The organism is Ruegeria sp. SAZD011, assembly GCF_059612545.1.
In genome coordinates this window covers 116,127-135,188 of the sequence record NZ_JBXWQU010000001.1, presented here as the reverse complement: position 1 = coordinate 135,188, position 19,062 = coordinate 116,127, and the positions used below count along the sequence as shown (strand labels likewise).

Annotated in this window: 22 protein-coding genes; 14 read left to right on the top strand and 8 right to left on the bottom strand. The window is 65.0% G+C overall.

Annotated features, from left to right (window positions below):
• The first annotated feature begins 138 nt into the window (after positions 1-138).
• From AC2FLM_RS00670 to AC2FLM_RS00655, 4 genes are read left to right on the top strand one after another with little or no spacing between them, the layout of a single operon-like run.
• Complete coding sequence (locus tag AC2FLM_RS00670) at positions 139-1,092, top strand: isopenicillin N synthase family dioxygenase (protein ID WP_234221529.1); 954 nt, start codon at positions 139-141, stop codon at positions 1,090-1,092.
• 30 nt (positions 1,093-1,122) lie between these two features.
• Entirely contained in the window at positions 1,123-2,244 is a 1,122-nt protein-coding gene (gene alr, locus AC2FLM_RS00665; RefSeq protein ID WP_496854753.1) for an alanine racemase, read from the top strand.
• Positions 2,241-3,023, top strand: coding sequence for an MlaE family ABC transporter permease (locus AC2FLM_RS00660; protein ID WP_234136200.1), 783 nt, complete (start codon positions 2,241-2,243; stop codon positions 3,021-3,023). The genes alr and AC2FLM_RS00660 overlap by 4 nt, the downstream gene beginning before the upstream one ends.
• Positions 3,020-3,769 carry an ABC transporter ATP-binding protein gene (locus AC2FLM_RS00655; protein ID WP_496854750.1) on the top strand — a complete coding sequence of 250 codons (750 nt, stop codon included), beginning with the start codon at positions 3,020-3,022 and terminating at the stop codon, positions 3,767-3,769. Before AC2FLM_RS00660 ends, AC2FLM_RS00655 begins: the two co-directional genes overlap by 4 nt.
• Before the next feature lie 21 nt (positions 3,770-3,790).
• On the opposite strand, the gene AC2FLM_RS00650 is transcribed toward AC2FLM_RS00655, so the two are convergent.
• Positions 3,791-4,234, bottom strand: coding sequence for an acyl-CoA thioesterase (locus AC2FLM_RS00650; RefSeq protein WP_496854748.1), 444 nt, complete (start codon positions 4,232-4,234; stop codon positions 3,791-3,793).
• A gap of 109 nt (positions 4,235-4,343) precedes the next feature.
• Between AC2FLM_RS00650 and AC2FLM_RS00645 the strand changes: the two genes are divergently transcribed.
• The 7 genes from AC2FLM_RS00645 (at position 4,344) to AC2FLM_RS00615 (ending at position 10,416) form a co-directional block, all read left to right on the top strand.
• Positions 4,344-4,787 carry a paraquat-inducible protein A gene (locus tag AC2FLM_RS00645; protein WP_234221526.1) on the top strand — a complete coding sequence of 148 codons (444 nt, stop codon included), beginning with the start codon at positions 4,344-4,346 and terminating at the stop codon, positions 4,785-4,787.
• 169 nt (positions 4,788-4,956) lie between these two features.
• Positions 4,957-6,318, top strand: a complete 1,362-nt coding sequence (radA, locus tag AC2FLM_RS00640; protein ID WP_234221525.1) for a DNA repair protein RadA — start codon at positions 4,957-4,959, stop codon at positions 6,316-6,318.
• A gap of 42 nt (positions 6,319-6,360) precedes the next feature.
• Positions 6,361-6,915, top strand: coding sequence for a CvpA family protein (locus tag AC2FLM_RS00635; RefSeq protein WP_234136195.1), 555 nt, complete (start codon positions 6,361-6,363; stop codon positions 6,913-6,915).
• Positions 6,916-7,157: 242 nt separating this feature from the next.
• Positions 7,158-7,730 (top strand): Hint domain-containing protein, encoded by a 573-nt coding sequence (locus AC2FLM_RS00630; RefSeq protein WP_496854746.1) that lies wholly within the window; start codon positions 7,158-7,160, stop codon positions 7,728-7,730.
• 137 nt (positions 7,731-7,867) lie between these two features.
• Complete coding sequence (purF, locus tag AC2FLM_RS00625) at positions 7,868-9,337, top strand: amidophosphoribosyltransferase (protein WP_234176136.1); 1,470 nt, start codon at positions 7,868-7,870, stop codon at positions 9,335-9,337.
• 143 nt (positions 9,338-9,480) lie between these two features.
• Positions 9,481-9,729: a hypothetical protein gene (locus AC2FLM_RS00620; protein WP_496854744.1), complete on the top strand. Its 249-nt coding sequence runs from the start codon at positions 9,481-9,483 to the stop codon at positions 9,727-9,729.
• 42 nt (positions 9,730-9,771) lie between these two features.
• Positions 9,772-10,416 (top strand): SDR family NAD(P)-dependent oxidoreductase, encoded by a 645-nt coding sequence (locus tag AC2FLM_RS00615; RefSeq protein WP_496854742.1) that lies wholly within the window; start codon positions 9,772-9,774, stop codon positions 10,414-10,416.
• Positions 10,417-10,470: 54 nt separating this feature from the next.
• Here the strand turns inward: AC2FLM_RS00615 and AC2FLM_RS00610 are convergent, their stop codons facing one another.
• Complete coding sequence (locus AC2FLM_RS00610; RefSeq protein WP_496854740.1) at positions 10,471-11,313, bottom strand: ATP-binding protein; 843 nt, start codon at positions 11,311-11,313, stop codon at positions 10,471-10,473.
• A gap of 192 nt (positions 11,314-11,505) precedes the next feature.
• Here AC2FLM_RS00610 and AC2FLM_RS00605 point away from each other — a divergent pair, with 192 nt between their 5' ends.
• The gene (locus tag AC2FLM_RS00605) at positions 11,506-13,089 is read left to right on the top strand and encodes an adenylate/guanylate cyclase domain-containing protein (RefSeq protein ID WP_496854738.1); all 1,584 of its coding nucleotides are present in this window, start codon (positions 11,506-11,508) and stop codon (positions 13,087-13,089) included.
• Positions 13,090-13,152: 63 nt separating this feature from the next.
• On the opposite strand, the gene tatC is transcribed toward AC2FLM_RS00605, so the two are convergent.
• The 3 genes from tatC to AC2FLM_RS00590 are packed head-to-tail and all read right to left on the bottom strand — an operon-like array spanning position 13,153 to position 14,771.
• Complete coding sequence (gene tatC / locus AC2FLM_RS00600) at positions 13,153-14,094, bottom strand: twin-arginine translocase subunit TatC (protein ID WP_496854736.1); 942 nt, start codon at positions 14,092-14,094, stop codon at positions 13,153-13,155.
• Positions 14,091-14,549, bottom strand: coding sequence for a Sec-independent protein translocase protein TatB (gene tatB, locus AC2FLM_RS00595; protein WP_234136189.1), 459 nt, complete (start codon positions 14,547-14,549; stop codon positions 14,091-14,093). The genes tatC and tatB overlap by 4 nt, the downstream gene beginning before the upstream one ends.
• A 6-nt stretch (positions 14,550-14,555) precedes the next feature.
• Entirely contained in the window at positions 14,556-14,771 is a 216-nt protein-coding gene (locus tag AC2FLM_RS00590) for a twin-arginine translocase TatA/TatE family subunit (RefSeq protein WP_234143568.1), read from the bottom strand.
• A gap of 225 nt (positions 14,772-14,996) precedes the next feature.
• On the opposite strand from AC2FLM_RS00590, the gene AC2FLM_RS00585 reads away from it, so the two are divergent.
• Together AC2FLM_RS00585 and AC2FLM_RS00580 are read left to right on the top strand one after the other, a co-directional pair.
• Entirely contained in the window at positions 14,997-15,296 is a 300-nt protein-coding gene (locus AC2FLM_RS00585) for a hypothetical protein (RefSeq protein ID WP_496854733.1), read from the top strand.
• A gap of 65 nt (positions 15,297-15,361) precedes the next feature.
• Positions 15,362-16,027, top strand: a complete 666-nt coding sequence (locus AC2FLM_RS00580; RefSeq protein ID WP_496854731.1) for a helix-turn-helix transcriptional regulator — start codon at positions 15,362-15,364, stop codon at positions 16,025-16,027.
• A 138-nt stretch (positions 16,028-16,165) separates the two neighbouring features.
• Here AC2FLM_RS00580 and AC2FLM_RS00575 read toward each other — a convergent pair whose 3' ends face one another.
• The 3 genes from AC2FLM_RS00575 to surE all read right to left on the bottom strand — a co-directional run bounded on the left by AC2FLM_RS00575 (position 16,166) and on the right by surE (position 18,861).
• Positions 16,166-17,356, bottom strand: a complete 1,191-nt coding sequence (locus tag AC2FLM_RS00575) for a peptidoglycan DD-metalloendopeptidase family protein (protein WP_234143565.1) — start codon at positions 17,354-17,356, stop codon at positions 16,166-16,168.
• A gap of 78 nt (positions 17,357-17,434) precedes the next feature.
• Positions 17,435-18,082 carry a protein-L-isoaspartate(D-aspartate) O-methyltransferase gene (locus AC2FLM_RS00570; protein WP_234136184.1) on the bottom strand — a complete coding sequence of 216 codons (648 nt, stop codon included), beginning with the start codon at positions 18,080-18,082 and terminating at the stop codon, positions 17,435-17,437.
• Complete coding sequence (gene surE, locus AC2FLM_RS00565) at positions 18,079-18,861, bottom strand: 5'/3'-nucleotidase SurE (protein ID WP_496854729.1); 783 nt, start codon at positions 18,859-18,861, stop codon at positions 18,079-18,081. Before surE ends, AC2FLM_RS00570 begins: the two co-directional genes overlap by 4 nt.
• Positions 18,862-19,062: the final 201 nt, after the last annotated feature.

The window sequence follows — 19,062 nt, the reverse complement described above, 5'->3', positions numbered from 1 at the left end:
AGGGCTTGTGGCACACCAGCCAAGCATTTTTTCCGCCCGATCCATGGTGTGCTCCGCGAGAGGGTCGGCAAGTCGACAAATCGAAACGGACAGAACCTGCGACCTACCTGTTTTCCGGACCCGCAACGCGAGAAGGACATGACCGAATTCACCGAGATTCCCGTCATCCATCTGGGTGATCGTCCCGACACAGAGAGCGCCGCGGATTTCCTTGCGGCTTATGGCACCACAGGTTTCGGGTATATCACCGGTCACGGCATCGACCCCGCCCTGACCGAAGCGCTGTTCGAGGCCGCGCGCCGGTTTCATGCCTTGCCGCTTGAGCAGAAGATGGCCATCGCGGTCGACCGCAGCCATCGCGGCTATATCCCGATCAACAGTTCGACCGACGTGAACTCGACCCTTGCCACCGTGACCAAGCCGAACCAGTCGGCCAGTTTCATGATGATGCGAGAGGACCCGGTGGCGATCCCGGAGGAGTATCTGTCGGGGCCGAACCGCTGGCCGGACCTGGACGGGTTCCGCGATGTCCTGGAACGCTACAGCGCAGCGATGAGCGCGCTTGGTCGCCGCTTGACGACCATCGCGCTTGCAGCCGCCGGTGTCACTGACCTGTCCATTCTGTCGGCCTTTGATCGCCCGACCGTCTGGCTGCGCCTGCTGCATTACCCACCGCAGCCCCCGGCCAGCCCGGACGACCTCTACGGCTCTGCTCCTCATACCGATTTCGGCTGCCTCACCCTGCTGGCGCAGGACAGTGTCGGCGGGCTTCAGGTGCGCACCCCGGCGGGCCAGTGGGTCGACGTACCCCATCGCCCCGGCGCGCTGGTGGTCAATGTGGGTGACATGCTGCACCGGATGTCGAACGGACGGCTCAAATCAACCCCGCACCGGGTGATCAACCGTTCGGGACACGAACGGTTCAGTTGCCCGTTCTTCTACGATCCGCATGTGAATACGGTGATTGAACCGCTTCCGGGAACCGGCGCGCCGAAATTTCCGCCGCTGGTTTTTGGCGATTTCCTCAGATCCGAGCTTGAAGCCGCCTATGACGCCCACAAACCCGCGTGCGCAACCGCCAATTCCCCTTGACCCCCGCGTCCCCCATGGCATGAACGGGGCATGAGTACCGCACATCTGACCATCGACCTCGACGCGCTTGCCGACAACTGGCGGGCGCTGGATGCCCGCACCGCCACCGAGACCGCTGCCGTGGTCAAGGCCGATGGCTATGGCCTTGGGTCTGGCCGTGTCGCCGCTCGCCTGGCCCGTGCCGGGGCCCGCAAGTTCTTTGTCGCCGCCGCCGAGGAAGGCGCCGCGGTGCGCAAGGCGGTCGGCCCCGAGCCGATGATCGGTGTCTTCTCGGGCCATATGGAGGGCGACGCGGGCATCCTGCGCGCCAACCGGCTGACCCCGATGATCAACTCGGTCGATCAGATGCTCCGCCATGTGGAGCAGTTGCCGGGCCACCGCTTTGGCATCCAGCTTGACACCGGAATGAACCGGCTGGGGCTGGAACCCGAAGACTGGGCTCAGCTGCGCGAGATCGCGCTGCGCCAGAACCCGGTTCTGATCATGTCGCACCTGGCCTGCGCCGATGAGCCAGACCATGATATGAACCGCGAGCAATTGCGCGTTTTCAAAGAGATGACGGACGGAATTAAAGTTCCGCGCTCACTGGCGGCCACGGGTGGTATCCTGCTGGGGCCGGATTATCACTTTGACCTCTGCCGCCCCGGCGTCGGCCTCTATGGGGGCGAACCGTTCGACGAGGCCAAGGCGGTCGTCACCCTCGACCTGCCGGTGATCCAGGTGCGCGACGTGGCCCAGGGCGAAACGGTGGGCTATGGCAACAGCTGGACCGCCCCGCGCGCCAGCCGTATCGCCACGGTGGCGGCGGGCTATGCGGACGGGCTGCACCGCGCGATGGGACGTGGCATCTCGCTCTATGCTGGCAAGATCGCCTGCCCGGTGGTGGGCCGGATCTCGATGGATCTGATCACTGTCGATGTCAGCGCACTGGACCACGAACCCGCCAGCCTGCAACTGCTCAACCGGCTTCAGACCGTTGATGATCTGGCCGAGGCCGCCGGCACCATCGGCTATGAGATCCTGACTTCGATGGGCCGGCGATATCGCCGCAGCTATGTCAGCCGCTCGGCCAGCGCCGAACGCGCTGTCGAATCGATCCGTGACAAGTTGCAGCGCCGCCCCGACCTGTTGCCGCAGAGCCTCGCGGAATGAGCCCGCTTGCACTTCTGGCGCGGCTGGGCCGGCTGGTCCTGTCTGTTCTGGCCAGCTTTGGCCGGGTGACGCTGTTTGCGCTCGACGCGGTCAGCCATATCCTGCGCCCGCCCTATTACCCGCGTGAACTGGCGGTTGCGCTGCTGAATATCGGCTGGCTGTCGCTGCCGGTTGTGGGTCTGACCGCCATCTTTACCGGCGGCGCACTGGCCTTGCAGATCTATGCCGGTGGCGCCCGGTTCAACGCCGAGGCCGTGGTGCCGCAGATCGTCGCCATCGGCATGGTGCGCGAACTGGGTCCGGTGCTGGTGGGGCTGATGATCGCGGCCCGCGTCACCTCCTCGATCGCGGCCGAGATCGCCACGATGAAGGTGACCGAGCAGATCGACGCGCTGGTGACACTCTCGACCCATCCGATGAAATACCTGACCGCGCCGCGGGTGCTGGCGGCGCTGATCACGGTCCCGCTGCTGGTGGGTATCGGCGATATCATCGGCATCATGGGCGGCTATACGGTGGCGGTGCAGAATCTCGGCTTCAACGCCGCCGCCTATCTGCAAAACACCGTCGATTTCCTGGAAACCCGCGACGTGGTCTCGTCGCTGGTCAAGGGGGCGGTGTTCGGCGTCATCGCGGCGGTCATGGGCTGCTATTACGGCATGAATTCAGGCCGCGGCGCCCAGGGCGTGGGTCGCGCCACCAAGGGCTCGGTCGAGGCGGCCGCCGTGCTGATCCTGGCGGCCAACTTTGTTCTCACGGGGGTGTTCTTCTCGATATGATCCGGATGGAGAATGTCCACAAGGCCTTTGGCCCCAATCGCGTGTTGCAGGGGATGAACCTGCATGTGCCGCGCGGCACCTCGATGGTGATCATCGGCGGCTCGGGCACCGGCAAGTCGGTGGCGCTGAAATGCGTGCTGGGGCTGATCAAGCCCGACGGGGGCAAGATATATGTCGATGGCAAGGATGCCGCCGATACCAGCGACCGCGATGCGTTCCTGGCCCGGTTCGGGATGCTGTTCCAGGGCGGCGCGCTGTTCGACTCGCTGCCGGTCTGGCAGAACGTCGCCTTTCGCCTGCTGCGCGGGTCGCTGAAGCGCCCCCAGGCCGAGGCCCGAGAGATCGCCATCGAGAAGCTGCGCCGCGTCGGGCTGAAACCCGACGTGGCCGACCGCTTTCCGGCCGAACTCTCCGGCGGCATGCAGAAACGCGTAGGCCTTGCGCGCGCCATCGCCGCCGAGCCCGAGATCATCTTCTTTGACGAGCCCACCACGGGCCTCGACCCGATCATGGCGGGCGTGATCAACGAACTGATCCGCGAGATCGTGACCGAGATGGGTGCCACCGCTATGACCATCACCCATGACATGACCAGCGTGCGCGCCATTGCCGACAACGTGGCCATGCTGCATGGCGGCGTGATCCAGTGGACCGGCCCGGTGGCGCAGATGGACGACAGCGGCGACCCCTATCTGGATCAGTTCATCCATGGCCGTGCGGAAGGGCCGATCGAGGCGGTGCGCTGACCCGGTCATCCGATCGGCCGCCTAGACCCCCGGCATCCCGCCAAACCCCTCTTCCGCCCATGCAACGGCCTTGGCGCGCACCGCCTCGGGCAGTGTTTCGGCCCGCCGGGTCTCGAGGTTGAGCAACACGCATTTGAACAGCGTGTGGAACGCCTCCTTGTCATCCGCCGCCCGGAACAGCCGGTGCCGAAAGGTCAGCGACTTGCCGCCGAACTCCGCCACGCTGGTGCGCATGTAGATGGCATCGCCGGCGGAAAGTTCGGCCAGGAAATCGCTCTCGGCATGGACCACAGCAAAGGACAGGCGCCGGCCGCTGCGCATGTCGTCGGCGGTCAGCCCCATTTCGGACTGGGCCGCAAAAACCGCATCCGAACAGGCCCCGAAATAGCGCGAGACATTCATATGTCCCAGAAAATCGCAATCCGATGGATCGACCACCGACCGGAACGACACAAAATCTGACATGTCCACCTCCCATTTTCCCCGTTCATCATGGCAGGTATAAACCCACCCAAGGCTTGTGGCGATACGGACGGCTGATTAGGTCGGTCATCGCAAACAACGAGACAACCCGATGACCCTCCGCCTCGCCACCCTGTCGCTGCTGATCCTCTATCCCATCGCCTGGTTCGCGCCGCTGATGCGCGCGGGCCTGCTGCCGATCTTTGGCCTGAGCGAGATCAGCGTGATCACCGGGCTGCAAAGCCTCTGGGCCTCGGACGTGGCGCTGGCGCTGATCGTCACCGCATTCGCCCTCTTCGCCCCCTACGTGAAAACCATCGGCACCGCCCTGATCCAGTGGGATCTGCTCGATCCTCGGGCACAGCCCGCCCTGCATATTCTGGGCAAGCTCGCCATGGCCGATATCTTCCTGATCGCGCTCTATATCACCCTGGCCAAGGGCATCTCCTATGCCACCATCGAGGTCGCCTGGGGCCTCTATCTCTTCACCGCCTGCATCCTCGCCTCGATCACGTTGAGCCTGTTGACCGACCGCCAGCGGCAAAAGGCACCCTGACCCCTTCCTCTTGCCCCAAATATCCCGGAGCGCGAGGCAGAGCCTCGCAAGAAACCGCCGCGACAGCGGCGCCCGGCCCAACGCCCGCAGGCGTCCCGCCAGGGGCGCCCGAGGGGGGCGGGAGCGCTCCGCTCTTGAGGTGTCGCCAAAGACAGGGCACTAAGCGCGTATGGCAAAACCCTCTTTCTCCTGCTCCGCCTGCGGAGCGTCCTTCACCAAATGGTCGGGTCGCTGCGAAGGCTGCGGCGAATGGAACACCATCTCCCAGGATGCGGGCCTGTCGGTGGGTCCGGCCAAGACATCACTCGGCGCCAGGCGGGGCCGGGCCGTCACGCTTACCGATCTCGCCTCGGAAGAGACCCCGCCGCCCCGCGCGCTGTCGGGGATAGACGAGCTGGACCGGGTGCTGGGCGGCGGGCTGGTGCCCGCCTCGGCGATCCTGGTGGGTGGCGATCCGGGCATCGGCAAATCCACGCTTTTGTTGCAGGCGGTAGCCGCTTTTGCCCGCAAGGGTCTGAAAACCCTCTATGTCTCGGGCGAAGAGGCCAGCGCCCAGGTGCGCATGCGCGCCCGTCGTCTGGGGTTGGCGGATGCGCCGGTGCAACTGGCCGCCGAGACCAACCTGCGCGACATCCTCACCACGCTCGAGGCCGAGAAACCGGGCCTTGTGATCATCGATTCGATCCAGACCATGTGGGCCGACAATGTAGACAGCGCGCCGGGCAGCGTGTCCCAGGTGCGCGCCTCGGCCCATGAGCTGACGACCTTTGCCAAGCGCACCGGCATTTCGGTGATCATGGTCGGCCATGTCACAAAGGAGGGTCAGATCGCCGGCCCGCGCGTCGTCGAACACATGGTCGACACCGTGCTGTATTTCGAGGGTGAGCGCGGCCATCAGTTCCGCATCCTGCGCAGCGTCAAGAACCGGTTCGGCGCGGCGGACGAAATCGGCGTCTTCGAGATGACCGGCGCGGGGCTCTCTGAGGTCACCAACCCCTCGGCCCTTTTCCTCAGCGAGCGCGGCGCCCCCAGCCCCGGTTCGGTGGTCTTTGCCGGGATCGAGGGTACCCGCCCCGTTCTGGTCGAGTTGCAGGCCCTTGTCGCCCCCTCGCCCCACAGCCAGCCACGCCGCACCGTGGTGGGCTGGGATGGCGGGCGGCTGGCGATGATCCTCGCCGTGCTCGAGGCGCGCTGCGGCATCCCCTTTGCCGGGCTCGATGTCTATCTGAACGTGGCGGGCGGGCTCAAGATCTCGGAACCCGCCGCCGATCTGGCGGTGGCCGCCGCGCTTCTCAGCGCGCGCGAAGACCGGGCGCTGCCCGCCGATACGGTGATTTTCGGCGAAATTTCCCTCTCGGGCGCGCTTCGACCCGCAAGCCAGACGGAAAACAGGTTGAAAGAAGCGCAAAAACTTGGTTTCACCTCAGCCATCGCTCCGGCGGGCGGCAAGACCGGTACCCTTGAGGGGCTGGCGATGACCCGCCCCACCGATCTGGTCGGCTTTGTCGGCGAGTTCTTCGGAGCCGGATAACACCGCCCCCAAAGGGCAGCAAGGAACGGACAGGCGAGGGCCATGGAAGGTTTCACCATCATCGACGGGGTCGTTGCCCTGATCATCGTGCTTTCGGCGCTGTTGGCCTATGCGCGCGGCTTCGTGCGCGAGGCCATGGCCATCGCCGGCTGGATCGCGGCTGCGGTACTTGCCTTTCTCTTTGCGCCCAAGGCGATGCCGCTTATCCGCGAATTGCCGGTGGTGGGCGAGTTCCTGACCGACAGTTGCGAATTGTCCGTGATTGCCGCCTTTGCCGCCGTCTTCGCGCTGGCGCTGGTGGTGGTCAGCTTCTTCACGCCGCTGTTCTCTTCGCTGGTACAGCGTTCCGCCCTGGGCGGGCTGGACCAGGGGCTGGGCTTCATCTTTGGCGTGGCGCGCGGTGTGCTGCTGGTGGCGATTGCCTTCTTTGTCTACGACACGGTGATGACCGGGCAGAATTTCACCATCGTCGATGAAAGCCGCTCGGCCCAGGTCTTTGCCCGCATGACCGGCAAGATCGAGCAACAGAACCCCGAGGCCGCGCTGGGCTGGGTTACCCAGCAATACGAGGGGCTAGTCGGCACCTGCGCCCAGTAACCGCGCGGCCGCCACGAATCGCATTCGAAAGCCCGCCCGGCCCCGCCGCGCGGGCTTTCTCTTGGTTAACAGGACCTTACCCCACGTTCTCGGGCTTGGGGGAATCCCGCAGTTGGGGCATGACTGTTCCGGCGCTGGCAACGGTTCTCGGATTTGGCCTTAATCGTGTCGAAAATTCGGCGGAATTCGGACCCCATTCTGGCGGCAGTCCAGAACAGACGTCAGCGACAGGAGGACCCCCGATGCTGCTCTCTCATGATACTGCCTTTGCCCGCTTTGCCGCCGTAACCCCTGCCCTGACGCCCGCGGATCCCGGCCTGCCTGCCGGAACCCTGCTGGAAACCGAAACCGGCTGGTCCGCAATCGAGGATATTCGCGCCGGTGACCTTGTGGCCACCATCGACGGCGGGTTCTGCAAGGTCACCGCAGCCAATGCGGTGACTGCCGCGCCCGTGCCGCTCTGGTGTATTCCCGGCGGCACGCTGGGCACCTGCTCGGACCTGCTGTTGCCCGAGGGGCATTTCCTGGCCCTGAACGGTCCCGACTGCCGCCGCCTGTTCGGCCTGCCCACCGTGCTGGCCCCGGTGGCGGCGCTGGCCGGGTTCGCGGGCATTCACAAGCGACCTGCCGCGCCGCTGCCCGCCCATGCTCTGCGCTTTGCCGAGGAAGAGGTTGTCTGGGCCCAGACCGGGGCCCGCATCCTGATGACCGGCGAGACTCCCGCCCGCCATTTCCATCGCCTCGACTATGGTCAGACCCGCGCCCTGCTGATGCTGCGCAGCGGTGGCAATCTGGCCCCCGACCTGGCGGCGTGATCAGAAAGGGCAAGCACCCGTTTTGCCCCGGCTGTCACGAAAGAATTTATGATCCTTTCGTGACAGCCGGGGCCAGAGGCAGTATGTGGGGCCTGACCTGAAACGGAATCGGAGCTGCCCCCGTGCAAAGCCCGCAGATGCCCGCCCCGCGCTTTCCCATTGCCCACCCCTTTGACGACGACAAGCTGCGCGAGGAATGCGGAATATTCGGGGTGATCGGCGTTCAGGACGCCGCCAGTTTCGTGGCGCTCGGCCTGCATGCGCTGCAACACCGGGGGCAAGAGGCGGGCGGTATCGTCACCCATGACCCTGAACAGGGGTTCAACTCGGCCCGCCGCTTTGGCTATGTCCGCGACAACTTCACCTCGCAATCAGTGATGGAGACCCTGCCCGGCCCGCTGGGCATCGGCCATGTGCGCTACTCCACCGCCGGCTCCAAGGGACAGACCCAGATCCGCGACGTGCAGCCCTTTTTCGGCGAGTTTGCCATGGGCGGCGCGGCGATTGCCCATAACGGCAACATCACCAATGCCAACGCGCTGCGGCGCGAACTGATCGAGCGTGGCTCGATCTTTCAGTCCTCGTCGGACAGCGAATGCATCATCCACCTGATGGCCCGCTCGTTGCAGCGCAACATCCCCGAGCGGATGGAGGATGCGCTGCGCCGGGTCGAGGGCGCGTTTTCGGTGGTGGCGATGACCCGGACCAAGCTCATCGGCGTCCGTGACCCGCTGGGCGTGCGGCCGCTCGTGCTGGGCCGGATCGGCGAAGGCTGGTGTCTCAGCTCGGAAACCTGTGCGCTGGATATCATCGGCGCCGAGTTCATCCGCGAGATCGAACCGGGCGAGATGGTGGTGATCACCGACGGCGGCGTCGAAAGCCATTTCCCCTTCCGCCCGCAGCCGTCCAAGTTCTGCATCTTCGAACATGTCTATTTCTCGCGCCCCGATTCGATCCTGGGCGGGCGCAGCGTCTATGAAACGCGCGAGGCGATCGGCCGCGAACTGGCCAAGGAAAGCCCGGTCGAGGCCGATCTGGTCTGCCCGGTGCCCGACAGCGGCACCCCGGCGGCGATCGGCTTTTCGCTGGAAAGCGGCATTCCCTATGCGATGGGGATCATCCGCAACCAGTATATGGGCCGCACCTTCATCGAGCCCACCGAGCAGATCCGCAACATGGGCGTGCGGCTGAAGCTGAACGTGAACCGGGCTCTGATCCGCGGCAAGCGGGTGATCCTGGTCGACGATTCGGTGGTGCGCGGCACCACCAGCCGCAAGATCAAGGACATGATCCTGGATGCCGGTGCCAAGGAGGTGCATTTCCGCATCGCCAGCCCGCCCACCGCCTGGCCCTGTTTCTATGGCGTCGACACGCCCGAGCGCGAGAAACTGCTGGCCGCCACCATGACCGAGGACGAGATGCGCACCCATCTGGGGGTGGACAGCCTTAAATTCATTTCGCTCAACGGGCTTTATCGCGCCGTGGGCGAGACAAATGGCCGTGACAGCGCCTGCCCGCAATATTGCGATGCCTGTTTCTCGGGCGAATACCCGGTGCGGCCCTCGGACATGATCGAAAAGGGTTTCTCCCTGAAAGCCGCCGAATAAGCTGGGCGCAACGGCCCAAGAAAATTCGGCGAATTTTCTTGGCCACCGCACCGGCGGGATACTGCCGGGCCGTGGCTTGGCGGCTTTCGCCCAGGGCGGTCCCCTGATAGAGCGCGCCGAAGGACAAACGGACACAAGACATCATGGCAAACGGAATCGTCGAAGAGGCCGCCACCCAGGCGGCGAAAATACGTGCGAACACCCTGACCGTGCTGGGCGTGTTCGGTGCTTCGGGCCATCTGCGTGCATTGGTGCGGCTGCCGGGAGGCAAGATCGAGGAGGTCTCTCCCGGTGACCGCACACGCGCGGGCGAGGTGCTTGGCATCGACGCCGAGGGTGTGGTGTTGCGGCATGGTGGCCGGACCCGGCGGGTCGATATCGCCGGCGGCTGATCCCCCCTTGACGCGACCGCCTGCCACCGTCAAACCGCAGCCATGACACAAGAGACCAAACTGGCCCTGATCACCGGTGCCTCGCGCGGGCTGGGCGCTGCCCTGGCCGAGGCCCTGGCCCCCACCCACCACATCGTTGCGGTCGCCCGTACCTCGGGCGCGCTGGAGGAACTCGATGACCGGATCAAGGCGCGCGGTGGCAGCGCCACGCTGGCACCGATGGACATCACCGATCCGGCCGCCATGGCAACGCTCTGCCGTGGCATCCACGACCGTTGGGGGCGGCTCGACCTGTGGCTGCACACCGCGATTCACGCAGCGCCCCTGAGCCCGGCAGTCTTCGTCGACCCCAAGGACTGGACCAAATCCATTGCGGTGAACGCCACCGCGACCTCGGTCCTGATCCCCTATGTGGCACCGCTGCTGGGCGAGGCCGGACAGGCGGTGTTCTTTGACGACCCCAAGGCCGGTGCCAAGTTCTATGGCGCTTATGGCGCCAGCAAGGCGGCGCAGATGTCGCTGGCCCGAAGCTGGGCGGCAGAGACCGAACGCACCGGTCCGCGCGTCACCATCGTGGAACCGGCGCCGATGGCGACCGCGCTGCGCGCCCGGTTCCATCCGGGCGAGGACCGCGCGGCGCTGACCCCGTGTGCGGACGAGGCAGCGCGGATCGTGGCGTTGCTCTGAGCCGCGCGGACGGGTCCGCCTCCGGCGGGAGTATTTGCGGCGGAATGAAAGGGATCAGCGCAGCGCAATGCCCTGACGGCCCGCGAGATCGGTGAAGAACTGCCACGCCACCCGGCCCGAGCGGGCGCCGCGGGTCGCCTGCCATTCGATGGCTTCGGCGCGCAGGGTATCGGGGGCGACCTTTACCCCATAGGCGGCGCAGTATCGGTCGATCATCGCCAGGTATTCATCCTGATCGCAGGGATGGAACCCCAGCCAGAGACCGAAGCGGTCGCTGAGAGAGACCTTTTCCTCGACGGCCTCGGAGGGGTTGATGGCGCTGGAACGCTCGTTCTCGATCATGTCGCGCGGCATCAGGTGGCGCCGGTTCGAGGTGGCGTAGAAGACCACGTTTTCGGGTCGACCCTCGATGCCGCCATCCAGCACCGCCTTGAGCGATTTGTAATGCTGATCATCATGGCTGAAGCTGAGATCGTCGCAGAACAGGATGAAACGTTGCGGCGCGGCCCGCAGGTGGTTGAGCAGCCGCGCGACCGAAGGCAGGTCCTCGCGTTGCAGTTCGACCAGTTTCAGCTCTGGGAAATCAGATTGAAGACTGCCATGCACTGCCTTGACCAGGCTCGATTTCCCCATGCCGCGCGCACCCCAGAGCAAGGCGTTGTTGGCCGCATGGCCAGCCGCAAACCGGCGGGTATTGTCAAGCAGCGTATCGCGCGAACGGTTGATGCCCACAAGAAGATCGAGATCGACCCTGTTGACGCGGGCCACAGGCTCCAGCCGGTCAGGGGAGACATGCCAGACAAAGGCGGGCGCGCAGGTGAAATCGGGCGCGCGCAAGGGCACCGGCGCCATCCGTTCGAGGGCTTCGGCAATGCGGTTGAGCGCGTCGGTGTCCATGTCTCTCCTCCCTGCGGTCGGGCACAGAAACCATGTTCACGACCGCGCGGCAAGAGCCTGATCGCGCGGTTCGCAGGTTCTGACAAAGGACGAAGCGCCACCCAGACCTGCCGGGGCACAGGCGCACGAGGTTTGTCTGGATCCGCCACCTGTGCTTAGCTGGGCAGGTCATGACCTTTTGGGGGAAGGGATTTGCCGCAATCGCCGCATCACGACCCGGACAAGACGGGCGCCCGGCCGAACTTCCTTGTGCGGGCAATCGCCGGCTTGTCCCTCTCGATCCGGTCAAAGCTGCTGGCGGCGTTTCTGGGGGTAACCTTGCTGCTGGCCGGATTGGCAGGGGTCGGGCTTGAGACGCTGCGACAGGCCAATGCCCGAACGGAGAAGCTGTTATACGATCAGGACCGCATCGCCTTTTTCAACGATCAGTATGTCTATCTGAGCGATCTGGTTACCCTGGCCACGGCAATGGCCATCGACCCCAACGACGTGCAGCGTCAAAGGGCGAGCGGTTTCTTTCTCAACACCTCATTTCTGCTCATCGAGGGGACCAACAATCTCGTGCTTCACACGGGTCAGGGGCTTCGCACATTCGGTCGATCGGGGATGCCCGACAATCGGGAGGTTTCAGGCCTGCGTTCAGATGCAAAGCGCTTGCAAGCAATCGCCCGGCGTGCGGGCGCATTGCGTGAAGGCAAGGATTACAAGGCCGCAGGCGAAGTTGCCCGGCAGGAGTTCATGCCCATCGCGCTGCGCATGCAACGGGGCGCCTATTCCAAGGTTCAGGAGATCGAGGCGGAAATGGCCGAAACCGCACGAACCACGGCGCTTGCCTATGAATCCTCACGCGAAATGGTCATTGCCTCGGCCCTGGCCGCGATCGGAGCCGCCGTCCTGTTAGGCTATGCGATCTCAGGCTCGATGGTCTGGCCCGTCCGGCGGATCGGCGGCACGCTGCGGGCCATAGCAGGCGGAAATTTCGAGACCCGGGTCACGGTTGCCAATCGCGACGAACTGGGAGAACTGGCCCGCAACGTGAATGCCACCAGCGAACGTCTGGGCGACCTTTATGCCAAGGTCGAGGCGCAACGGGCCGAACTGGCGACCGAGCACGCGCGCTCGGAAAGGCTGCTGGGCAATCTGCTTCCGGCGCAGATCGCCGCGCGGCTGAAACAGGATCCCGGCACGACGATCGCCGACAAACTGCCGCTGGTGGCGATCCTGTTCGCCGATCTTGTCGCCTTCACTCCACGCGCGGCCCGCATGACTCCCGAGCAGATCGTCAACTTCCTCAATGGCATCTTCTCGGAATTCGACAGCCTGGCCGAACGACACGGGCTGGAAAAGATCAAGACCATTGGCGATTCCTACATGGTAGCCGCTGGCCTGCCGGTCGCCTGTGACGACCCTGCTCACCGGGTTGCCGACATGGCGCTCGACATGCTTGAGGTCGCCCGTTCCTTTGCCGATGGGATCGATATCCGCATCGGCCTGCACGCGGGTCCGGCTGTTGCGGGCGTGATTGGCCATCAAAAGCTGTTCTATGACGTCTGGGGCGAAACGGTGAATATCGCCAGCCGCATGGAAAGCCATGGAGAGCCAGGGCGCATACAGGCCACCGGGCCGGTGCGGGACATGCTGGCAGACAGTTACGGGTTCGAATCGCGCGGGCGGGTGAATATTGACGGCGTCGGGTTGGTCGAGACCTGGTGGCTGACAGGAAAACTGCCGGCGCCCCAACATCCGGAGGGCGCGACCGCGCCGGTTGGGAACTGAAAAGGCGCGCCGTCACAGGCGCGCCTTTTCATCGGTTTCGTCAGTCGCGGTAAACGAAGAGACCTACTTGCGCGCATCCTCTTCGCGCGCGTCCTGGTCGAATTCGGCCATCAGCGGATCGTCGAACTCCTCTTCGTCATCATAATAGCCATCGGCGCGCAGCTGAGCCTCGCGTTTCTTCTCCACCCGCGCCACCAGGAAGATCGAGATCTCGTAAAGCCCATAGACCACGGTGAACAGGATGACCTGGGTCACCACATCGGGCGGGGTCACCAGCGCGGCCAGGGTCAGGATCGCAACCATCGCGTATTTGCGCACGCTGCCCAGCCCCTCGGCGCTGACCAGTCCGGCCTTGCCCATCAGCGTCAACAGAACGGGCAGCTGAAAGCAGAGACCGAAGGCCATGATGAATTTCAGCGTGATATCAAGAGATTCGTTGACCTTGCCGAAGAAGGTGATCTTGACCCCTTCCGAGGTTTCGGGAACCACCGCCACATCCGAGGGCACCGTGCCGCCGCCCCCCGTCAGCAGGTTGGCAAAGATCGAACTGACATCGGCAAAGCCCAGAAAGAACTGCATCGCCAGCGGCGTGACCACGAATTGCGCAAACGACGCCCCCAGCAGGAACATGAAGGGCGAGGCGATCAGAAACGGCAGGAACGCGCCCTTTTCGGACCGGTACAGCCCTGGCGCCACAAAGCGCCACAGCTGATAGCCGATCACGGGAAAGGACAGTGCAAAGCCGAACACCATCGAAATGCGGAACAGCGTGAACAGATATTCCTGCGGCGAGGTATATTGCAGCGTGGGCGACGGATCGCCCAGGTCGCGCAGCGTTGCCTCGATCGGGGCCAACAGGAATTGCAGGATCGGCTCGGCCACCGTAAAGGCCAGCACGATCCCCACGATAAAGGCCAGAACCGCCCGGATCAGCCGGGTGCGCAACTCGGCCAGATGCTCGATCAGCGGCGCAGAGGTATCGTCGATCTCGTCTGTCTTGCTCATGTCTCGGTTCCGGGTTTCAACGCCGCCTCGGCCTCTTGCGCCTTTTCAAGCTCGGCCGTGGCCTCGCGCAGACGCCGCTCGGCAGCGACGCGCGCGGTGGCGGCCTGTATCTTCTTTGCCTGCTCGGCCCGCTCGGTCGCCAGCTTGCCGGTTTCGCTGTCAGGGTCGTATTTGGTGGGGTCCAGATCGGTCTTGAAATCGGTGGCCGCCTTGCGCACCCCGTCCATCGCGGTGCTGACCGGGTTGGTCGCCGCTTTCAGCCCCTTGGAGATATCCTTGACCCCCGCCTCGTCGGCGGCGTCGTTCATGGCCCGGCTGAATTCACGTGCCAGCCCGCGGGCCTTGCCGACCCAGCGCCCGATATTGCGGAACAATACCGGCAGGTCCTTTGGCCCCACGACGATCAGCGCCACGACGCCGATCACCAGAAGCTCGCTCCAGCCCAGATCGAACATGCGCGGTTATGCCTTGTCCTTGTCGGCCTCGGGGGTGACGTCCTTGGCCACCTGGGCCGCGTCGTCCTCCAGCTCCTTGGTGCCGTCGTTCACACCCTTCTTGAAGGCGGTGATGCCCTTGCCGACCTCGCCCATGAGCGAGCTGATCTTGCCGCGTCCGAACAGGACCAGCACCACAACGGCGATAAGCAGAAGGCCGGGAAGACCGATATTGTTGAGCATGTGATCTCTCCTTGATCTCGTTGGGGCCTGCCGGCCCGCGCAAATGTCTCTGCCCCGGTCTACTCTTCTGATCTGGCGCGGCAAAGCGGGACAGGGTCCGGCAAGCCACGCAAAACCCGAAAAAACGACAAAACGCCGGGGCGGCCGCAATCAACTGACAGGTTTATGTCAGTTGAAGGGGGATAGATCCAGCCCATCGCAACATGGACACAAGGAAAGCAGACCATGAAACAAACCGCGGAAATCGTCACCTTCGCACTGGCGCCCGGCGTGACCGAGGCCGAATTCATCACCCTGAGCCAGGAGACAGAACGCTTCGTGCGCGGGCTGCCCGGCTTTCAGCATCGCAGGCTCAGCCTGGGCGCCGATGGCCGCTGGACCGACTATGTCGTCTGGTCCGACGCAGCGGCTGCCACAGCCGCGGCCAAGGCGTTTGAAAGCGCCGATTGCGCCGCCGCGCTGATGGGTGCAATCGCGCCCGACAGCGTTTCCATGCGGCATGAAACCGTGCTCTGGCAGATGTAGACGCCTGGGTCAGGGCGCTCGTTTGCGCCTTGACCACCGCCCCCGGCCCGCGCGAAGGGTAGGCCATGCGCCGCACCGACCGCCTGTTCGACATCATCCAGATCCTGCGCGACGGGAAGCTGCACCGCGCGCGCGACATCGCCGCACGGCTCGAGGTTTCTGTCCGCACCATCTATCGCGACATGGACACGCTGGTCGCCTCGGGCATTCCGGTCGAGGGCGAGCGCGGCGTGGGTTACATGGTGCGCGAGCAGATCACCTTGCCGCCGCTGAACCTGACGCCCGAGGAACTGGAGGCGCTGAACCTCGGCATGGCCATCGTGGCCGAGGCCGCCGATCCCGATCTGAAGGCCGCCGCCCAGCGCCTGGCGGAAAAGATCGACGCGGTGCTCCCCACCCAGACCGTGGCCGAGGCCGATGCCTGGAAATTCGCGGTCTACCCTTTTGCCGATGCCGCCCGCGGGCTGGCGCATATGGCGCCGATCCGCGCCGCGATCAAGGCGCGCCAGAAGCTGCGGCTCGTCTATCGCCGGATCGACGGGGAACTGACCGAACGCACCATTCGCCCGCTGCACATGGAGTATTGGGGCCGGGTCTGGACGCTCACCGCCTGGTGTGAGCTGCGCGCGGGCTTCCGCGTGTTCCGCATCGACCTGATCGAAACGCTCAGCCCCCTGCCCGAACTCTTCCGCGACGAGCCGGGCAAGACCCTGGCCGACTACCAGCCCTGAGCGCGGCAGGGGGCGCTGCCCCCGTCCTGCGGACTCCCCCGGAGTATTTTCAGCGAAATGAAGGGCCGGGACTCTCTGCCGCTTCTTTCTGGTCGAAAATACTCCCGCCGGAGGCACGGGCCGCAGGGCCCGTAACCGTCATTTCAGATAGGGTTCGGGATCGAAACTGTCGAAGCCCTTGCGCACCTCGAAATGCACATAGGCGTTCTCGCCGTCGCGCAAGCGGGCGATCTTTTGCCCGCGTTTGACGGTATCGCCCTTGTTGACTTCGATCCCGTCCACATTGGCATAGACCGTCAGCAGGTTGTCGGCATGGCGGATCACCACGATCGGCACCTGGTCGGCATCTGCGGTGATCGCGGCAACCGTGCCGCTCTCGGCGGCGCTGACCGCGCTGCCAGGCGCGCCGGCGATATCGATCCCGTCATTCTTGCCCTTGGAATAGGGCCGCACGATCTTGCCCTTGACCGGGAATCCCAGGCGCGCATTGCTGCTGGCGGTGGGCTGGCCGACCGACACATCGGGTTCCGCCGGCTTGGCGGCGGGCACCTTTTCCTCGGGAAGCGGCTTGGTTGCGCTGGGAGGCGTGGGCGTGGCCGATCCGGCCCCCGGCGCGCTGACCGCCGCGGTCGTGGTGGCGGCCGCGGCCGGTTTGGCACTGGATTTCGGGGCTGGCTGATCCTTGACAGGGATCAACAGATACTGGCCCTCGCGGATCGCGAAATCCGGACCCAACCCGTTCCATTCGCCCAACGCCTTGACCGGCACCTGATAGAGGCGCGAGATCGTATAGGCGGTCTCGCCACGCTCGACCTTGTGCCGCACAGGCTCGGGTGCTGCCGGTTTCGGCGCGGGCTGGGCCGCGGGCTTGGCCGGTTCCAGCGCGGTGGTCTGGACCGGGGTCGTATCGGGGGCCTGGTCGATGGCGCTGCCGGCAAGGCTGGCGATATCGACATTGTTGCCCTGGCCCGAAGGTTCCGCGACACGGCGCGGCAGCGCCAGCACCTCGCCCTCGCGCAGTCCGTCGGTCGGTTCCAGCCCATTGAACCGCGCGACTTCGCCCACCGGCAGGCCGACACGATCCGACAGGCTCGCCACCGTGTCGCCGCGCTTGGCCACCGCCACCTGGTAATTGGGATATGAGATCACCCCACGCCCATCCGGTTTCGGCCGCGCTGCGGTGCGAGCGGTCTGGGCGGCTTCAGTCGTGTTGAACGCCCCGATCTGCCCGCGCAGATCGTAATCCAGCGGCGCCTCGCAGGCGGCCACCAGGGCCAACGCGGAAAGGCCCATCATCGGGCGTGACAGAGTCCGGAACAAAGCGCTCATCATACAATCCTCAATGCCGCCCCCCATGTGGTCCGGGGGTTTGCGTCGTTCAATCTCTATTGGCGCGGGATATCCCCGTCAGCCATCCTTGCCCAGACCTTCGAGCAGAGGCACGAACCGGACCGGGCGCAATTCTTCATAGTCAAAGCCCTGTTCGGTGCGGCGCACCCGGATCAGGGTCTGAACCGTATCCGACTGCCCCACGGGCAGAACCATGATACCCCCGATCTTGAGCTGCGCCAAGAGCGGGCCGGGCGCATCCTCGGCAGCGGCGGTGACGATGATGCGGTCGAAAGGTGCCTGGTCGGGCAAACCGAAAGAGCCATCCGCCGTCATCGTGGTGATATTGACCAGTTGCAACTGTTGAAACACCAGTTGCGCCGCGCGCACCAACCGGGCGTGACGATCCACCGTGTAGACCCGCCGTGCCAGTTTCGCCAGGATCGCAGCCTGATAACCGGAACCGGTCCCGACCTCGAGCACCTTGTCGCGCGGCGAGACCTCCAGCGCCTGCGTCATCAGCCCCACCACAGAGGGCTGACTGATGGTCTGGCCGCAGGCGATCGGCAGAGGCATATCCTCATAAGCGCGCTCGGAAAACAGGCCGCGCACGAACAGGCCGCGATCCACCTCTTCCATCGCCGCCAGCACCCGTTTGTCCGTCACCCCCTTGGAGCGGAGCGCGAACAGGAACTGCATCTTGGTTTCGGGATCGGGGCCGCTCATAAGGTCGCCTGCAAGGCCTCCAGCGCATCGTCGGCGGTCAGGTCCGCGCGCATCGGCGTGACCGAGACATAACCGTCAAGATTGGCCGCCGCATCGGTGCCCGGCGCGGTGCGCTGCTGCTGGTCGCCCCCCTTGATCCAAAGGAACCGTTTGCCCGCGGGCGACAGATGCGGCTCGGCGGAAAACCGCGTACCCTCGCGAAAGCCCTGGCGCACGGCTTGGATTCCCTTGACCTCGGCCGCGGGGACGGGCGGGAAATTGACGTTGTAGAATAGCCGGTAATCCGGCCGTTCCTCAGGCCAGGTGTCGAGGATACGCCGTATCACCTGCGCCCCATGGCTTCGGGCGATCTCGAAAGGGTCGGTGCGGCCATAGTTGCGCGGGCCGAAGAATTGCGACAGCGCGATGGCGGGCAAGCCCTGCAGCGCCGCCTCCATCGCGCCCCCCAGGGTACCGGAATAGAGCGCGTTCTCGGCGGCATTGTTGCCCCGGTTTACACCGGACAGCACGAGATCGGGCAACGCCTCTTTCATCACGTCATGCAGGCCCGCCAGAACGCAGTCGGCGGGAGAGCCTTCGGCGGCAAAGCGGCGCTCGCCCAGGCGCGCGATGAGCATCGGATGGGTATAGCTGATGCAATGGCCGACACCGGATTGCTCGAACGCGGGCGCAACGATCCAGACCTCGCCCTCTGGCCCCGCCAGCTCCTCGGCCACCTGCTCCAGCGCCGCCAGCCCCGGCGCGTTGATCCCGTCGTCATTGGTGATGAGTATGCGCATGTCGCCCCGCCCTGTTTGGCCCTTGATAGACGCCCCTCCACCGCGCGGCAAGCGCGCGCCGACGGACTGTTGCACGCCTGCGGCACCTGTGCCCTGCCTGCTATGGACACCCCTTACGAGGAAACCCGTTCAGCTCGCGGCGAACGCCCAGAATTTCGCAGAAATTCTGGCACAAAAAATGGGACATTTTTTGTCGCCGCC

Bases quoted from the DNA above. Each gene is read 5' to 3' on its own strand.
- AC2FLM_RS00670 (WP_234221529.1), top strand. From the start codon at position 139: ATGACCGAATTCACCGAGATTCCCGTCATCCATCTGGGTGATCGTCCC.
- alr (WP_496854753.1), top strand. From the start codon at position 1,123: ATGAGTACCGCACATCTGACCATCGACCTCGACGCGCTTGCCGACAAC.
- AC2FLM_RS00660 (WP_234136200.1), top strand. From the start codon at position 2,241: ATGAGCCCGCTTGCACTTCTGGCGCGGCTGGGCCGGCTGGTCCTGTCT.
- AC2FLM_RS00655 (WP_496854750.1), top strand. From the start codon at position 3,020: ATGATCCGGATGGAGAATGTCCACAAGGCCTTTGGCCCCAATCGCGTG.
- AC2FLM_RS00650 (WP_496854748.1), bottom strand. From the start codon at position 4,234: ATGTCAGATTTTGTGTCGTTCCGGTCGGTGGTCGATCCATCGGATTGC.
- AC2FLM_RS00645 (WP_234221526.1), top strand. From the start codon at position 4,344: ATGACCCTCCGCCTCGCCACCCTGTCGCTGCTGATCCTCTATCCCATC.
- radA (WP_234221525.1), top strand. From the start codon at position 4,957: ATGGCAAAACCCTCTTTCTCCTGCTCCGCCTGCGGAGCGTCCTTCACC.
- AC2FLM_RS00635 (WP_234136195.1), top strand. From the start codon at position 6,361: ATGGAAGGTTTCACCATCATCGACGGGGTCGTTGCCCTGATCATCGTG.
- AC2FLM_RS00630 (WP_496854746.1), top strand. From the start codon at position 7,158: ATGCTGCTCTCTCATGATACTGCCTTTGCCCGCTTTGCCGCCGTAACC.
- purF (WP_234176136.1), top strand. From the start codon at position 7,868: ATGCCCGCCCCGCGCTTTCCCATTGCCCACCCCTTTGACGACGACAAG.
- AC2FLM_RS00620 (WP_496854744.1), top strand. From the start codon at position 9,481: ATGGCAAACGGAATCGTCGAAGAGGCCGCCACCCAGGCGGCGAAAATA.
- AC2FLM_RS00615 (WP_496854742.1), top strand. From the start codon at position 9,772: ATGACACAAGAGACCAAACTGGCCCTGATCACCGGTGCCTCGCGCGGG.
- AC2FLM_RS00610 (WP_496854740.1), bottom strand. From the start codon at position 11,313: ATGGACACCGACGCGCTCAACCGCATTGCCGAAGCCCTCGAACGGATG.
- tatC (WP_496854736.1), bottom strand. From the start codon at position 14,094: ATGAGCAAGACAGACGAGATCGACGATACCTCTGCGCCGCTGATCGAG.
- tatB (WP_234136189.1), bottom strand. From the start codon at position 14,549: ATGTTCGATCTGGGCTGGAGCGAGCTTCTGGTGATCGGCGTCGTGGCG.
- AC2FLM_RS00590 (WP_234143568.1), bottom strand. From the start codon at position 14,771: ATGCTCAACAATATCGGTCTTCCCGGCCTTCTGCTTATCGCCGTTGTG.
- AC2FLM_RS00585 (WP_496854733.1), top strand. From the start codon at position 14,997: ATGAAACAAACCGCGGAAATCGTCACCTTCGCACTGGCGCCCGGCGTG.
- AC2FLM_RS00580 (WP_496854731.1), top strand. From the start codon at position 15,362: ATGCGCCGCACCGACCGCCTGTTCGACATCATCCAGATCCTGCGCGAC.
- AC2FLM_RS00575 (WP_234143565.1), bottom strand. From the start codon at position 17,356: ATGAGCGCTTTGTTCCGGACTCTGTCACGCCCGATGATGGGCCTTTCC.
- AC2FLM_RS00570 (WP_234136184.1), bottom strand. From the start codon at position 18,082: ATGAGCGGCCCCGATCCCGAAACCAAGATGCAGTTCCTGTTCGCGCTC.
- surE (WP_496854729.1), bottom strand. From the start codon at position 18,861: ATGCGCATACTCATCACCAATGACGACGGGATCAACGCGCCGGGGCTG.